Origin of the sequence: Streptococcus parasanguinis, from assembly GCF_015556095.1 — a bacterium.
In the GTDB taxonomy this organism is placed as follows: domain Bacteria; phylum Bacillota; class Bacilli; order Lactobacillales; family Streptococcaceae; genus Streptococcus; species Streptococcus parasanguinis_Q.
Genome location: NZ_JADNLT010000001.1, coordinates 503,501 through 519,822, shown reverse-complemented (window position 1 = coordinate 519,822; position 16,322 = coordinate 503,501). Strand labels below are relative to the sequence as shown.

Here is a 16,322-nt window from a genome sequence, read left to right as displayed (position 1 = left end):
TTAAACTCTTCAAAGAAGATTGATGAGGGTGGGAAAAGAACTCGCTTAACAAAATGAGTTCTTTCCTACTCTTTTTTTGTACACTTTTAGAATGTTTGAAAGAAAATGATAGAAAATGATAAAAAGTGTTGACATTTTTTGGAGATGGAGTATAATAATCCTTGTAATCGATTGCAAAAGGAGGAGAAATGCTTAAGTCTGAACGAAAACAATTCATCCTCGAGAAGGTACTGAAGGAAAAATTTGTTTCCTTAGAAACCCTTGTACAAGAGCTGGGGACGTCTGAATCAACGGTTCGACGTGACTTGGATGAATTAGAAGCTGAAAGTAAACTTCGCCGGGTTCACGGCGGTGCGGAAAGCCTGCATTTTCTTCAAGAGGAAGAAAGCAATAAAGAAAAATCTATCAAAAACATTCAAGTTAAGTCAAAGATCGCTGTAAAAGCAGCGGAATTGATCAAAGATCATGATGTGATCTTTATCGATGCCGGGACGACCAATGAACTTTTGGTACAAGAAATTGTCAATCCAACGGTAACCGTGGTGACCAACTCGATTCACCATGCGACCAAGTTGGTCGAGCGAAATGTTCCAACGGTCATCATCGGTGGGAAGGTAAAATCTTCAACAGATGCTAGTATCGGAGGGATCGCGCTCAATCAGATCGGTCAGTTGAATTTTGACAAAGCCTTTCTTGGTATGAATGGAATCGATGATGAATTTTACAGCACTCCAGACCTGGAAGAAGGATCTGTCAAGCGTGCGATTATCGAAAATGCGAAAAAAACCTATATCCTAGCGGATGATTCGAAAATTGGGGTGACATCCTTTGTCAAAGTGGCTCCTATCAAGCGAGCAATGATTATCACCAATCAAAGTGAACCGCAACGATTAAAGGTTTTAAAAGAAAAAACGGAGGTTATAGAGGTTTGATTTATACAGTTACACTGAATCCAGCAATTGACTATATTGTCCGTCTCGATCATGTAGAGACCGGAGCGGTCAATCGGATGGCTTCGGAAGATAAATTCGCCGGTGGTAAGGGAATCAATGTCAGTCGTGTCTTGAAACGTCTCGATATCGAGAACACAGCGACGGGATTTATCGGTGGTTTCACTGGACGCTTCATCGAAGACGTACTGACTAGCGAAGCCATTTCAACCAACTTTGTGACAGTAGACCAAGATACACGGATCAATGTCAAGATCAAAGCTGATGAGGAAACAGAGATCAATGGGAATGGCCCAGAAGTGACGGAAGCTCAGTTGCAAGAATTGCTCAACATCTTATCGAGCTTAACAGAAGATGATGTTGTAGTCTTTGCAGGATCTGCTCCATCTTCACTCGGCAATGCCATTTACAAAGAATTGATCGCAGCAACTCGTGCGACAGGTGCGCAAGTGGTTTGCGACTTTGAAGGGCAAACCTTGATTGATTCCTTGGAGTTCAATCCCCAATTGGTCAAACCAAACAACCATGAATTGGGAGATATTTTTGGCGTTACCTTGACGGAATTGCCAGAAATTGAACGCTATGCCAAAGAAATCTTGGCCAAAGGAGCACAAAACGTCATTATTTCCATGGCGGGTGATGGTGCTCTTCTGGTCAGTCCTAGTGGCACTTACTTCGCAAAACCAATTAAAGGTCAAGTGAAGAATTCTGTCGGGGCTGGAGATTCCATGGTGGCAGGCTTCACTGGGAAGCTCGCAACGACGGGAGATGTTATCGAAGCCTTCAAATGGGGTGTGGCTTGCGGAACAGCAACCACCTTCTCAGATGATTTGGCAACAGCTGATTATATAAAAGAAACTTATGAAAAAGTAGAGGTAGAAAAACTATGAAAATTCAAGACGTTTTAAATAAAAACGTGATGTTGTTTGACCTTCAAGCAACAGATAAAGAGGGCGTGATCAATGAGATGGTCCAATCGCTCGTTGACAAAGGTGTGGTGACAGATTTTGACACCTTCAAGGCTGGAATCATGAACCGTGAAGCACAAACTTCAACTGGTTTGGGTGACGGAATTGCTATGCCCCACAGCAAAAATGAAGCAGTTAAAGAAGCTACAGTCTTGTTTGCAAAATCAAACAAGGGTGTGGACTATGCATCGCTTGATGGTCAACCAACAGACTTGTTCTTCATGATCGCAGCTCCAGAAGGAGCAAACGACACTCACTTGGCAGCCCTTGCTGAATTTGTCTAAGTACTTGATGAAACCAGGATTTGCGGACAAACTTCGCCAAGCAAGCACTCCTGATCAAGTGATCGCAGCCTTTGATGCAGAAGAACAAGAAGCTGCAGCTGAAGAAGCGAAAAAAGCAGAAGCAGTCAAAGAAGCAGCCTCATCTGACAAACCATTGATCGTTGCCGTTACAGCATGTACAACAGGGATCGCCCACACTTACATGGCAGAAGAAGCCCTCATCAAAAAAGGGGAAGAAATGGGTGTTACGGTCCGCGTTGAAACAAACGGGGCATCTGGTGTCGGCAACCACTTGACAGCTGAAGAAATCGCCAAAGCTGAAGGGGTTATCATCGCAGCGGACAAAGCAGTTGAAACCGCTCGTTTCGATGGCAAAAAATTGATCTCTAAACCAGTCGCAGCTGGTATCCGTCAGACAGAAGAATTGATCCAAACCATCTTGGATGGCAAAGCAGATGTCTTCCACGCTGAAAATGCTGCCCAAACTAGCGCTAGCCAAGAAAAATTGAGCTTGGGTGGAGCCTTCTACAAACACTTGATGAGTGGGGTTTCTCAAATGCTTCCATTCGTTATCGGTGGTGGTATCTTGATCGCCCTTGCCTTCTTGATTGACCAAGTTATGGGTGTACCTCAAGATCAATTGTCTAGTCTTGGTTCTTATCATGTATTAGCAGCACAATTTAAAACAATTGGTGGAGTAGCCTTTGGCTTCATGCTTCCTGTACTTGCAGGTTACATTGGATTCTCAATCGCTGAAAAACCTGGTTTTGTAGCAGGGTTTATCGCTGGATCTATTGCTAGCTCAGGGTCAGCATTTGGAAATATCGCCTACGGTGCTGCTAAAGGTGAATTACCAGCAGCCGTATCATCAGGTTTCCTTGGAGCTTTGGTAGGTGGTTTCCTTGCAGGTGGAGTTGTTCTCTTACTTCGCAAAGCCCTTGCAGGTCTTCCACGTTCACTCGATGGTATCCGTTCAATCCTTCTCTTGCCATTGCTTGGTGTTGGTTTGACAGGATTCTTGATGTTCCTCATCAATATTCCAATGGCTGCTATTAATACTGGTCTTAACAACTTCCTTTCAAGCTTGTCAGGTAGCTCAGCTGTCCTTCTTGGACTTCTCGTCGGCGGTATGATGGCTGTCGATATGGGTGGACCAGTTAACAAAGCCGCTTATGTCTTCGCTACAGGTACACTTGCTGAATCTGTTGCTTCAGGTGGTTCTATTGTTATGGCAGCTGTTATGGCAGCTGGTATGGTTCCTCCATTGGCAGTCTTTGTGGCTACAGTTTTGTTCAAAGACAAATTTACTAAAGAAGAACGCGATTCTGGTTTGACTAACATTGTTATGGGTCTTTCCTTCATCACAGAAGGTGCCATTCCATTCGGTGCAGCTGACCCAGCGCGTGCGATTCCAAGCTTCATCGTAGGTTCAGCTTTGACAGGTGCCCTTGTTGGTCTTGCAGGCTTGAAACTCATGGCTCCTCACGGAGGTATCTTCGTTATCGCCCTTACTTCAAATCCACTTCTTTACATCTTGTTCGTATTGATCGGTGCAGTCGTAAGTGGTATCTTGTTCGGATTGCTTCGCAAACCTAAAAACTAAATATGATTAAAAGGTTGGGAATGCCCAACCTTTTTTATTGCGCAAAAACACCAACTAGTGATGAAGTTGCATATCTCTATAGATTTCGATATGATAGTAGAAAGCATTTTTCTTGGAGGATCAATGAGAAAAAAGAAGAAAATTCTCATATTGGGATTTACAGCAATTGCGTTATCAGGAGTGGTAATTATCGGTTCTCAACATCCAAACTTGTTTTCAATTAGTAGTCATCAAGCGAATCAAGTCAGTCCTAAGGAACAACAGTTAGAAGATGTAAAGAAGCATGCGAAAGAAATTGAAGATTTTGTAAAATCGTTAAGTCCTAAAGTTGAATCTGTCCAGATTGCTTGGGATGAAACGCAATGGGATGAGATAGGAAATGGTACGCCACAAGGAGGTGGCTATATGTTAACACTGCGAGGAAAGGTGAATCAGAATGAACAAACGAAATTCATGGTTGGCTTTTCTTTAGATAATGCTACCAGCACACCAAAGGAATTTGGAATTTATGAGATGCAACCCATAAGAATTTATAGGGATGGCGGTTGGTATTATTATGACTAATCGTCATTCAAAAGTCTTTATCTTGTTTTTTCGATCCTTACAAAAGAGTTAGCGAAGAATTGAGCAAAACAAGTTAAAGACTGGCCAAACTTCCCTGGGCTTTTCTTCTTGTACAAGTGAAAAAATCACCTCATTCGGCGTTGGTATCTTGAGCTGAATTATGATATAATAAGCCTATCGCATATTTTTAGGAGAATAAAAATGGATATTCAACGTGAAAAAGAATTTGTCAGCCAATACCACTATGACGCTCGTAATTTTGAGTGGGAAAAAGAAAACGGCATCCCTGAAACAAAAGTAGATGTAAACTTTCAATTGATCAATCGTGATCAAGAACAAAACACGACTTCCTTGATTGTCATCTTGAGCTACATGATCGTTTTTGACGGTTTTGTGATCAGTGGAACCATCACTCAAATCAACCACTTGTTTGGTCGTTATGTCAATGAACCAAGCGAATTCAGCAAAGACGAAGTGGAAGAATTGGCTCGCCCTTGCTTGAATATGCTCAACCGTTTGACTTATGAAGTCACAGAAATTGCCCTCGATTTACCGGGTATTAATTTGGAGTTTTAATCAATGAAATTAGCAGTGATCACGGATTCGTCTGCCTATTTAACGCAAGACGTACTCCATCACGACGACTTATTTATTTTAGAGATCCCGATCTATATCGATGGGGAGTCTTATGTTGAAGGGAAGAACCTGACACACGATGAGTTCTACCAAAAGATGGCTGCATCTAAGGAATTGCCAAAGACTAGCCAACCGAGTGTGGCAGAGTTAGAAGAAGTCTTATCTGGTTTGACAGCTAAGGGCTATACACATGCTATCGGTCTTTTCTTGTCATCTGGTATTTCTGGTTTCTACCAAAATATCCAATATTTGAAGGACGAATTTGAAGGCTTGACCGTCGAATTTCCGGACTCAAAAATCACCAGTGCTCCTCTAGGGATGATGGTAGAAGACTGCTTGAAATGGGCTGGTGAAGGCCGTTCCTTCGACGAGATTGTTGCCAATGTCCAACACCAGATTGATGGAACCTCTGCCTATATCATGGTGGATGATTTGAACCACTTGGTTAAAGGTGGTCGTCTGTCAAATGGGGCTGCCATTCTTGGGAACCTCTTGAGCATCAAGCCTATTCTTCATTTTAATGATGAAGGCGTGATTGAGGTCTTTGAGAAAGTCCGGACGGAAAAGAAAGCCATGAAACGCTTGGTAGAGATTGTTGTATCAGATATCGCAGATGGTCATTACCAAGTCTTTGTCATCCATGCCAATGTCCCTGAAAAAGCAGAAGCACTTCGCCAACTGCTCATTGAAGAAGGAGTGGAAGGTGACATTCCTTTTGCGACTTTTGGAGGGGTTATTGGGACGCACTTAGGTGACCATAGCTTAGCAGTTGGGTATATCCCTATCGTTTAAGGAGAATTCTATGTCCATTAAAGTCATTATCGCAGGTTTCAAGGGAAGAATGGGACAAGCAGCCTACAAGATGGTTTCTGAAGATCCTGAGTTAGAATTAGCTGGCTTGATCGATCCATTTACTGATGAGACAGAGGTTGTAGGAGTCCCTGTCTTTAACCGCAAAGAAGATGTCGCGGGTCTAGAGGCAGATGTTTGGGTGGACTTTACCATGCCCAAGGTTGCTTACGAAAATACTCGCTTTGCAATTGAAAATGGCTTTGCGCCTGTTGTGGGAACGACTGGTTTCACTCCTGATCAGATCCAAGAATTGACAGACCTTTCACGTGAAAAGGGCTTGGGTGGCTTGATCGCTCCGAACTTTGCCATTGGAGCCGTGCTCTTGATGCAATTTGCAGCGCAAGCAGCCAAGTATTTCCCGAATGTAGAAATTATCGAATTGCACCACGATAAGAAAAAAGATGCACCGAGTGGAACAGCGATTAAGACCGCTGAGTTGATCTCTGAGAAGCGCGATAAGATCCAGCAAGGTGCAGCAGATGAAGAAGAGTTGATGCCTGGAGCAAGAGGGGCAGAGTTTGAAGGGATGCGCATCCATTCGGTTCGATTGCCTGGCCTAGTGGCTCATCAAGAGGTGATTTTTGGTAGCCAAGGCGAAGGGTTGACTCTCCGTCATGATTCCTATGATCGTGTTTCCTTCATGACAGGAGTAAATCTAGGGATTAAAGAAGTTGTCAAGCGTCATGAGCTTGTCTATGGTTTGGAACACTTACTATGAGATTAGAAAAGATGCCTTCTGAGTTTCAGGAGGCTTTACCAATATTAGAGAAGATTAAAGCAGCTGGTTTTGAGGCCTATTTTGTTGGGGGATCTGTCCGAGATGCCCTCTTGGATCGTCCAATTCACGATGTCGATATCGCGTCCTCCTCTTACCCAGAAGAGACCAAGGCGATTTTTGATCGCACAGTGGACGTCGGTATCGAACATGGGACTGTCTTAGTTCTTGAAAATGGTCAAGAATATGAAATTACGACCTTCCGGACGGAGGATGTCTATGTCGATTATCGCCGTCCGAGCTCCGTGTCTTTTGTACGCTCGCTTGAAGAAGACCTCAAGCGTCGTGATTTTACGGTCAATGCCTTTGCCTTAAATGAAAAAGGAGAAATTGTTGACCTCTTTCATGGACTAGAAGATTTAGAAAACAAGGTTCTTCGGGCCGTTGGGCTTCCTCATGAACGGTTTAACGAAGATGCACTCCGGATCATGCGAGGATTTCGTTTTCAAGCCAGTCTCGGCTTTGAATTAGAAGAGGCGACCTTTGATGCCATGAAGGAGTGTGCTCCCTTACTAGAGAAGATTTCCGTAGAGCGTACCTTCATCGAGTTTGATAAACTCTTGCTTTCTCCATACTGGAGACAGGGCTTGGAGGCTATGCTAGCCAGTGGAGCCTATCACTATCTGCCAGAGATGAAGGATCGTAAAGCAGCGATCGAGCGTTTGTTTGACATAGAGTTGGAATATACCTTTTCAACTTCTGAGCAAGCCTGGGCTGCTCTGGTCTTAGCACTAGAGATTCAAGATATTCCAAAATTCTTTAAGAAATGGAAGACCTCTAGAGACTTTGCCAAGACGGTGGAGCAGATCGTGGAGATTCTGAAGCTCCGAGAAAATGGAAGTCTAGACAAGCGTGCCTGCTACAAGTATGAGAAGCGTTTGTTGCTACTAGCTGAAGAGCTCCGGGAAGCGTATGCCTTGAGTGTGGATTATTTGGCCATTGAGCGCGTTTATGATAGCTTGACCATTCATGATAAGCATGAAGTAGTGGTCAATGGCGGTATGTTGATCAAAGACTATGGTTTTCAACCAGGTCCAGCCTTGGGAGAGATTTTGACAAAAATTGAATATGCCATTGTCGATGGGGAACTGGCCAATGAGAAAGAAGCCATCATCGCCTATATCCAACAAGCAAAAGAGGAGGAAAAATGAGCGATTTTATTGTCGATAAATTAACCAAATCTGTCGGAGATAAGACCGTCTTTCGTGAGATTTCCTTTATCATTCACGACTTGGATCGGATCGGATTGATCGGGGTAAATGGGACTGGAAAAACCACGCTGTTAGATGTGTTGTCAGGTCGCTCTGGCTTTGATGGAGATGTGAGTCCTTTTTCTGCCAAGAGTGATTATACAATTGGCTACTTGACGCAGGAACCTGATTTTGATGATCAAAAGACGGTTCTGGATACGGTGCTATCTAGTGATTTGCGTGAAATGCAGCTGATTCGCGATTATGAATACTTGATGGCGGATTACCGAGAAGAGAACCAAGCCCGTCTTGAAAAGATCATGGCGGAGATGGATTCGCTTAATGCTTGGGAAATCGAGAGTCAGGTCAAGACAGTCCTTTCCAAACTTGGAATTGAAGACTTGAACGCCAAAGTTGGGGACCTATCTGGGGGCTTGCGTCGTCGGGTGCAACTGGCCCAAGTTTTGCTGTCTCACCATGACCTGCTCTTACTAGATGAGCCGACCAACCACCTAGACATTGATACCATCGAATGGTTGACCAATTTCTTGAAGAACTCTAAGAAAACCGTGCTCTTTATTACTCACGATCGCTATTTCTTGGATAATATCTCGACGCGGATCTTTGAGTTGGATCGAGCTGGCTTAATCGAGTATCAGGGCAATTACCAGGATTATGTCCGCTTAAAGGCTGAGCAGGATGAGCGTGATGCGGCCCTTCTTCATAAGAAGCAGCAACTCTATAAGCAGGAGTTGACCTGGATGCGGCGTCAACCTCAGGCGCGTGCGACCAAGCAACAAGCACGGATCAATCGATTCCATGATCTCAAGCAAGACTTGTCTGGTCAAAGCAACCAGACGGATTTGGAGATGAACTTTGAGACTAGCCGAATCGGAAAGAAAGTCATCGAGTTTAAAGATGTGAGTTTTGCTTTTGAAAACAAGCCGATTTTAAAGAACTTTAACCTCTTGGTGCAAAACAAAGACCGCATTGGGATCGTCGGGGATAATGGCGTCGGCAAGTCCACCCTACTTAATCTGATCGCTGAGCGACTCCAGCCTCAGTCTGGGCAAGTCATTATCGGAGAAACCGTGCGGGTGGCTTATTTCTCACAACAGATTGATGGGTTGGATGAGAGCAAGCGCGTGATTAATTTCCTCCAGGAAGTTGCCGAGGAAGTGAAGACGACCGTTGGAACGACATCAATTGCAGATCTCTTAGAGCAATTTCTCTTCCCACGTTCCATGCACGGAACCTTGATTGAAAAACTCTCCGGTGGTGAGAAGAAGCGCCTCTTTCTTTTAAAACTCTTGATTGAAAAACCCAATGTGCTTCTCCTCGATGAGCCGACCAATGACTTGGATATCGCTACCCTGACAGTTTTGGAAAACTTCCTTCAAAACTTTGGTGGGCCAGTCATTACCGTCAGCCACGACCGCTATTTCTTGGACAAGGTCGCAAGCAAGATCCTGGCTTTCGAAAATGGGGGCATTCGGGAGTTCTTTGGCAATTATACGGATTACCTGGATGAAAAAGCCTTTGAAGCAGCTCAAGTAACGGCCAGTCACAAGGTTGAAAAAGAGAAACCTATCAAGCCAAAAGAAGAGAAGAAGCGTATGAGCTATATGGAAAAGCAAGAGTGGGCAAGCATTGAAGCAGATATCGAAGCCATTGAAAATCGGATCGCAGAGATTGAAGTGGAGATGAATGAAAACGGCTCTGACTTTGGCAAATTGTCAGCCCTTCAAAAGGAATTGGATCAGGAAAATGAGCGATTGCTTGAGAAGTACGATCGTTATGAATACCTGAGTGAATTAGATGAATAAGGAGGCCCTATGAATCAATTGAACCGGATATCCCTTGGGATTTCAGCCACTATTTTTACCATTATCGGTATCGTCTTGTTTATCAATCCAATTGAGCATATTGGCTCATTTAGCTGGTTGATTTCCTGTGGTTTCTTTTTAATCTCCCTTTCGCGTTTTTCACGCTATTACCGATTGCGCCAAGCTGGTATCATTCAGCAGCAACAGCTCTTTCACAGTATGGTCGCCTTGGTTTTTGCGGTCTACTTACTACTTTATGGCTACAAGACCTTGCCGATTGTCTTTCCAGTTACCTTAGGAATTTGGCTGATCTATCGTTCGATTTTAAACTTCCGAAAAGCCAATTTCTACTCTAGGAAGGTTGAAGAACTGTCCAAGCGTTATATTTTCTTTGCCTTGCTACAGCTCTTCATCGGCTTATTCTTAATCGTTAGTCCACTCTCGATAAGTGTCTTTCTATTAAATATTATTGGTTTGATTTTCCTCATTTTAGGATTTCAATCCTTTAGTCTCTTGTTAAAAAGTTAAGAAAAGTTACGTGCAAACCTTTGCGTTTGATAAAAAGTCTGATATAATAGATCTGTAAGTGTTTACAAGTTTGAAAGGAGTTACAGATGTCTAAAAAAATTATCGGTATTGACCTTGGGGGAACTTCAATTAAGTTTGCCATCCTCACTTTGGATGGAGAAGTTCAAGAAAAATGGTCCATTAAAACAAATATCTTGGATGAAGGTAGCCATATCGTAGATGATATGATCGAATCCATCGCGCATCGTTTGAAGATGCTTGGGCTTGATGCTTCTGAGTTCCAAGGAATTGGAATGGGTTCACCTGGTGTCGTTGACCGTGAAAAAGGTACAGTTATCGGGGCCTACAACTTGAACTGGAAGACCCTTCAACCAGTCAAAGAAAAGATCGAAAGTGCCCTTCATATTCCATTCTTTATCGATAATGATGCCAACGTTGCTGCTTTGGGTGAACGTTGGAAAGGGGCTGGTGAAAACCAACCAGATGTTGTCTTCATGACCCTTGGTACAGGTGTCGGCGGTGGGATCGTCGCTGAAGGTCGTCTCTTGCACGGTGTACGTGGAGCTGCTGGGGAACTTGGTCACATCACGGTTGACTTTGATGATCCAATCCAATGTACCTGTGGTAAAAAAGGCTGTCTTGAAACGGTTGCCTCAGCAACTGGGATCGTTAACCTCACTCGTCGTTATTCCGATGAGTACGAAGGGGACTCTCAATTGAAAGTCTTGATTGACAACGGAGAAGAAGTAACGGCTAAAACGGTCTTTGACCTGGCAAAAGAAGGCGATGCTCTTGCTTTGATCGTCTACAAGAACTTCTCACGTTACCTTGGACTTGCTGCTGCCAACATCGGTTCAACCTTGAACCCATCTAAGATTGTTATCGGTGGTGGGGTTTCCGCTGCTGGAGACTTCCTCTTGGACGGCGTGCGCAAGGTCTTTGAAGAAAACTCATTCCCACAAGTACGTGAATCTACTCAATTGGCGCTTGCTACTTTGGGAAATGACGCCGGTGTTATCGGTGCTGCATCCCTTGTATTACAATAAGATGAAAAGGAGATCTGGCTCGTGCTAGGATCTCCTTTTTTTCTGTGTCCTGTGATATAATGAAGACAAAACTGGATTCAAGGAGAGTATATGACAAAAGCAGATACAATTTTTAAAGAAAATATTCGAAAAATCATGGAAGAAGGGGTCTGGTCAGAGCAGGCGCGTCCTAAGTACAAGGATGGCAGAACGGCCAACTCCAAGTACATCACAGGAGCCTTTATGGAGTTTGACCTCTCAAAAGGCGAGTTTCCTATCACGACCCTTCGTCCCATCGCGATTAAATCAGCCATCAAAGAGATGCTCTGGATCTACCAGGATCAGTCGAATAGCTTAGACCTGTTAGAAGACAAGTACAATGTCCACTACTGGAATGACTGGGAAGTAGGGGATAGTCGTACTATCGGTCAGCGCTATGGTGCTGTGGTCAAAAGGCATGACATTACCAATAAAATCCTCAAACAATTAGAAGCCAATCCTTGGAATCGCCGCAACATCATCTCGCTCTGGGATTATGATGCCTTTGAGGAGACCGACGGACTCTTGCCATGTGCTTTTCAGACCATGTTTGACGTGCGTCGGGTTGATGGAGAGATCTATCTAGATGCGACCCTGACCCAGCGTTCAAATGATATGTTGGTAGCCCACCATATCAATGCCATGCAATATGTAGCTCTTCAGATGATGATTGCCAAGCACTTTGGCTGGAAGGTCGGAAAGTTCTTTTACTTCATTAATAACCTTCATATCTATGATAATCAATTTGAACAGGCTGAAGAGTTACTCCGCCGGGAGCCTTCAGATTGTCAGCCACACTTGGTTTTGAATGTACCAGATGGAACCAATTTCTTTGACATCAAACCAGAAGATTTTGAACTAGTCGATTACGATCCAGTGAAGCCACAATTGAAGTTTGATCTTGCGATTTAGTGATAAATCAAGGGTTTTTGATGCCCGGTTCTATTGGTAAAATCCTTTTAGAATTAAAACAATTATAGCTAAAAATTTTTACTCATTTTTGAGTCAAAATGTTTTGAAAATCGTTCGGATTTTGTTAAAACAGATAAGGTTTGTAAAAACTAAACAATTTTAAAAAGAATGTTAATTTATAGATAAATATGGAGGTCCATTAGATGGGGAAAGACTTATTTAATGATCGTATTAGCAGATTCTCAATTCGTAAATTGAATGTGGGTGTTTGCTCAGTACTATTGGGAACACTTGTCATGGTTGGTACAGCCGCAAGTGCAGCCGCAGAAGAAAATACAGATACTACCAGTGAAAGTGTAGCAGCAGTTGCAACAGCGTCAGAAGCGCCAGCTTTATCAACAGCCACAGCAACTTCAGCAGCATCAACAGCTGAAACAACTAGCACAGCAGCGACAACATATGAAGCAAGCCCGGCTGTTACTGCAGCAGCAACTTCAACAGCCCCTGCTTCAACTAGTGAAGCAAGTAGCACAAGTACAGCAGCTTCAGCAACATCAACTGCTACAGCTACATCAACAGCTGCAACACCAAAATTAGAAGCAACTACGCCAGAAAATAATGTGGCAGCTGCTTCAACATCTCCAGATAAAAAAGAAGCACCAACTCTTTCAGCTGGACAAGGTGTAACAGCAAATAATACTGTAACAACGGAAGAGACAGCCCAAACTTCTGGTAAAAAACGTAATCGCCGTGCATTGGGTGATGCCAATGATCCAAGCTTAATCGGGGATGACGTTGAAGACGCAACTTCAACTCCAAAAGTTGAAAAGCCTGGCTTTACAACAGATCTTGATGCCAAATCTATGACTAGCCAGATTACATGGTTGGACTTTGGAGATGTAGCCAACTGGACAGGTGCAAAAACAGTCATCGTTCCTAAAAATGACGCTTTTCCTAATAAAGATTTAGAAGAAAAATTAGCTCTTCAAGTTGGCGCTACCTATACCAAGGAAATCATGCCTGGCTATGTAGTCACTGTAAAAGTCAAATCCTTGAAACCTTTCCAAGCGACTGAAATCTATAAAAAGCGTATGGAAGAGCAAGGGGCTACAGAAGCTGAAAAAGCAACCTATGATCCAAATGCAAAAAATGGATATGTAAAGGGTGTTACTTCAACAGGGGCTAAAAAAGCTTTTAACGATGGCATGGAAGCCGACGTTGTCGCTGATGCTCAAAATAGTTGGACTGAAGTTAGACATGAAAACGTTGATACGAAAGCCAAGAAGACTACCATGGGTTCAGCTATGAATGGTGGAAATATTGGAGTTCAGTTTGAAATCTCTGCAACCTTCCGTGGCAAGACAGTTAAGCCAGCTATTGTTATGGCTGATGGGGAATCTGCTAACCCTGGTGAATTTGTTATGTTCACTACCAATGGAGGAGGTTGGCAACACCTTGGGGAATGGAAGAAAAATACTAGACCAGCCACCTCTGTACCTTATCAACCACAAGATACAGATAACCTTTTGGGGCCTAAACCTAAATATAATAACATTAACCTAAGACAACTTCGTGATTCTACTCAAGTTGGACCAGAAAAGAAACCAGTAGCTTGGAAATATTTCGGAAATCCTGACCAAGTAACTGGTGGTCTTGGGACTGGTGTCTTTGGACCAAACATTTCTGAAGGTAATTATACTGTTCCACTCGTGATGACGCGTGGAGCATCTGAAGTGGGACTTTATATCGCTTCAGCTGGTAAACAGTCAGCAATGCTAGGATTCTTCCCACTTGATGAAGGGGATGCTCCTGAGTCATATGGTAAGGCAGTCCATACCATTGCAACTGTTGACGGTGTTACTGGAGCTAAAGTAAATCAACCGTATCTTGGTAACGTGAGTCCTGATATGGATGAAAACACGACTCTCGACTGGTTCGGTGATGATAAGGCAACTACGGCCGATGAAGGAATTAACCAACTGCTTCCAGATGAACTCAAAGGGACAACCAATGAGATGATCAAGATGGATCGTACACGCCCAGGTAACTACAAAATGTCAGTTCAAGCCCATTTGGATGGAGCTTCAGAAGCACATATCTATGGTTGGGTAGACTTTAACCAAAATGGTAAATTCGATGAGGATGAACGCTCAAATCTCGCTACAATCACACAAGATGGCACTGTTGAGTTGACCTTTGCAAACAGCAAGACTTACGTCGATCCAAGCGTTAACGAACTAGGTGCTCGTGTCCGTATTGCTAAGAAAGCTACTGAGATTGAAAGCCCAACGGGTATGGCCTTCTCAGGGGAAGTAGAAGACTTCAAGACTCAAATCACCCACCCACCAAAAGGGGAATTCAAGGAAACTTCTGGTCCTCAAGCTACTAAACAAACAGCAACTGTAACCTTTACAGCACGTGGAGAGCACAAGTATGAACCTAACTCTCATGCAGTCATCGACGAGACAGTAGAACCATACATCGTTGATAAAGATGGCAACCGCGCAACTCTTGATGCAGATGGTTACTATGTTGTCCCAGGTCAAGGGAAGTATAAGATTACTGCCAACGGTAAAGATGTAGACGTTGAGTTTATCCCAGAAGATAACTTCCTAGGAACAGCTGATGGTATTTCTATCCGTCGTTCAGATAACAACGGTTACGATACTGGTTGGTCAACCAAATTCCCAGACCAAGAACCAAACATTGATGGTCAGTTGAATACTATGGATGGTCAATACGTTCCAACAGTCACTCCGATTGAAATCGAAGGGGTTGACAAAACTTCGACTGATGTTCAAGGGGCAACTCAAAAAGAAACACCTACCTTTAATACAACTGCTACTAACTTAAATGGTGATAAAATTGCGATCACTCCAAGCGCAGACTATCCTGCTAAGTTGGTAGACCCAGCTACAGGTCTTACTACTGATGCGCCATCTGTAACAGTTGAAGGGGAAGGAACATACACAATTAATCCTACAACAGGTGAAGTAACCTTCACTCCAGAACCAAGCTTTACTGGTACAGCCAAAGGTGTGGATGTTACATTGTCAGCGCCAGTTGGACGCAATAAAAATGGTAAGGTTCAAGAGGAGTACATTAAGACAGCTACGGCTAAGTACACTCCAACTGTAACTCCAATTACCATCACTCCAACAGACAAGGTTTCTGCGGATGTTCAAAATGTTCCTCAAACCCAAACACCAACCTTTGATTTGAGTAACGAAAAGACTGCTGAAATCACTAGCAAGAAATTGGTGGATCCAGCAACTGGTCAACCAACTGATGAAACAACAGTGACAGTAGCAGGTGAAGGTAGCTATACTATCGATCCTACTACAGGAGCGGTGACCTTCACACCTGAAAAAGACTTTGTTGGTACTGCAAAAGGAGTAACTGTTCAGGCAACTGCTACTATTACAAATGCTAATGGTAAGACTGCAACCATTACTTCAGATGCAACCTACACACCAACGGTTGTGCCAGCAGTTCCAACTGCAAACCCTGCAACTTCAAAAGATATCCAAGGTGCAACTCAAACCGGTACACCAACCTTTGCAGGAACAACTGTTCAAGTAAATGGTGAAGATAAAGCTATTACCATTAAAGACAATAGCTACACATTGCTAGATAAAGATGGTAACGAAGTTTCAAGCACACCAGCCTTTGCTGAAGATGGTTCAACTGAAATTGGTACTTTCTCTATTGATCCAGCAAATGGTCAAGTAACTTTCACACCGACTGATAAATCATACACTGGTGCAGTCACACCAGCCAAGGTTCAAGCTGAAAGCTCAAACGGTATCAAGGTGGACACAACTTACACGCCTGAAATCGTTCCAGTAACACCAACAGCAACACCAGCTGAAACAGAAGATATCCAAGGTGCCACTCAAACAGGTAAACCTGAATTCAAAGGTGGAACTGTAACGGTTGATGGCGTTGAAAAGACTGTTGAAATCAATGAAGACGTTCCAGCAAAATTCGACGACGGCTCAACAACTAAGACCGTTGAAGGTGTTGGTACTTACACAGTAGCAGCAGACGGTACTGTTACATTTGTACCAGAAAAATCATTTGTCGGAACTGCACCAGCCGTGACCGTTGTCCGCGAAGATAAGAACGGAACCAAAGCATCTGCGACTTACACACCAACAGTATTACCAG

12 protein-coding genes and 1 pseudogene are annotated in these 16,322 nt (G+C 43.4%); all 13 read left to right on the top strand.

The window, feature by feature from the left end; all coding sequences use genetic code 11:
* The first annotated feature begins 188 nt into the window (after positions 1–188).
* Positions 189–932: a DeoR/GlpR family DNA-binding transcription regulator gene (locus tag I2E70_RS02580; protein ID WP_031573070.1), complete on the top strand. Its 744-nt coding sequence runs from the start codon at positions 189–191 to the stop codon at positions 930–932.
* Positions 929–1,840 carry a 1-phosphofructokinase gene (gene pfkB, locus I2E70_RS02575; protein ID WP_070662261.1) on the top strand — a complete coding sequence of 304 codons (912 nt, stop codon included), beginning with the start codon at positions 929–931 and terminating at the stop codon, positions 1,838–1,840. The genes I2E70_RS02580 and pfkB overlap by 4 nt, the downstream gene beginning before the upstream one ends.
* Positions 1,837–3,805 (top strand): annotated as a pseudogene (locus I2E70_RS02570) (PTS fructose transporter subunit IIABC). Before pfkB ends, I2E70_RS02570 begins: the two are co-directional and overlap by 4 nt.
* 123 nt (positions 3,806–3,928) lie before the next feature.
* Complete coding sequence (locus I2E70_RS02565; RefSeq protein WP_070662255.1) at positions 3,929–4,369, top strand: hypothetical protein; 441 nt, start codon at positions 3,929–3,931, stop codon at positions 4,367–4,369.
* Between the two features lie 201 nt (positions 4,370–4,570).
* Entirely contained in the window at positions 4,571–4,945 is a 375-nt protein-coding gene (locus I2E70_RS02560) for a DUF1149 family protein (RefSeq protein WP_003001888.1), read from the top strand.
* A 3-nt stretch (positions 4,946–4,948) separates the two neighbouring features.
* Positions 4,949–5,797 (top strand): DegV family protein, encoded by an 849-nt coding sequence (locus I2E70_RS02555; protein ID WP_070662252.1) that lies wholly within the window; start codon positions 4,949–4,951, stop codon positions 5,795–5,797.
* Between the two features lie 10 nt (positions 5,798–5,807).
* The gene (gene dapB / locus I2E70_RS02550; RefSeq protein WP_070662249.1) at positions 5,808–6,575 is read left to right on the top strand and encodes a 4-hydroxy-tetrahydrodipicolinate reductase; all 768 of its coding nucleotides are present in this window, start codon (positions 5,808–5,810) and stop codon (positions 6,573–6,575) included.
* Positions 6,572–7,783 (top strand): CCA tRNA nucleotidyltransferase, encoded by a 1,212-nt coding sequence (locus I2E70_RS02545; RefSeq protein WP_195423279.1) that lies wholly within the window; start codon positions 6,572–6,574, stop codon positions 7,781–7,783. Before dapB ends, I2E70_RS02545 begins: the two co-directional genes overlap by 4 nt.
* Positions 7,780–9,648 carry an ABC-F family ATP-binding cassette domain-containing protein gene (locus I2E70_RS02540; RefSeq protein ID WP_195423277.1) on the top strand — a complete coding sequence of 623 codons (1,869 nt, stop codon included), beginning with the start codon at positions 7,780–7,782 and terminating at the stop codon, positions 9,646–9,648. Before I2E70_RS02545 ends, I2E70_RS02540 begins: the two co-directional genes overlap by 4 nt.
* A 9-nt stretch (positions 9,649–9,657) precedes the next feature.
* Positions 9,658–10,176 (top strand): hypothetical protein, encoded by a 519-nt coding sequence (locus tag I2E70_RS02535; protein ID WP_024055631.1) that lies wholly within the window; start codon positions 9,658–9,660, stop codon positions 10,174–10,176.
* A gap of 86 nt (positions 10,177–10,262) precedes the next feature.
* Entirely contained in the window at positions 10,263–11,222 is a 960-nt protein-coding gene (locus tag I2E70_RS02530; RefSeq protein ID WP_195423275.1) for an ROK family glucokinase, read from the top strand.
* Positions 11,223–11,312: 90 nt separating this feature from the next.
* Positions 11,313–12,152, top strand: a complete 840-nt coding sequence (locus tag I2E70_RS02525; protein WP_195423273.1) for a thymidylate synthase — start codon at positions 11,313–11,315, stop codon at positions 12,150–12,152.
* 203 nt (positions 12,153–12,355) lie between these two features.
* On the top strand, positions 12,356–16,322 hold a 3,967-nt coding region (locus I2E70_RS02520; RefSeq protein ID WP_195423271.1), incomplete at its 3' end, for a CshA/CshB family fibrillar adhesin-related protein.

Coding starts and splice junctions, on each gene's coding strand:
- I2E70_RS02580 (WP_031573070.1), top strand. CDS start 189: ATGCTTAAGTCTGAACGAAAACAATTCATCCTCGAGAAGGTACTGAAG.
- I2E70_RS02565 (WP_070662255.1), top strand. CDS start 3,929: ATGAGAAAAAAGAAGAAAATTCTCATATTGGGATTTACAGCAATTGCG.
- I2E70_RS02560 (WP_003001888.1), top strand. CDS start 4,571: ATGGATATTCAACGTGAAAAAGAATTTGTCAGCCAATACCACTATGAC.
- I2E70_RS02555 (WP_070662252.1), top strand. CDS start 4,949: ATGAAATTAGCAGTGATCACGGATTCGTCTGCCTATTTAACGCAAGAC.
- dapB (WP_070662249.1), top strand. CDS start 5,808: ATGTCCATTAAAGTCATTATCGCAGGTTTCAAGGGAAGAATGGGACAA.
- I2E70_RS02545 (WP_195423279.1), top strand. CDS start 6,572: ATGAGATTAGAAAAGATGCCTTCTGAGTTTCAGGAGGCTTTACCAATA.
- I2E70_RS02540 (WP_195423277.1), top strand. CDS start 7,780: ATGAGCGATTTTATTGTCGATAAATTAACCAAATCTGTCGGAGATAAG.
- I2E70_RS02535 (WP_024055631.1), top strand. CDS start 9,658: ATGAATCAATTGAACCGGATATCCCTTGGGATTTCAGCCACTATTTTT.
- I2E70_RS02530 (WP_195423275.1), top strand. CDS start 10,263: ATGTCTAAAAAAATTATCGGTATTGACCTTGGGGGAACTTCAATTAAG.
- I2E70_RS02525 (WP_195423273.1), top strand. CDS start 11,313: ATGACAAAAGCAGATACAATTTTTAAAGAAAATATTCGAAAAATCATG.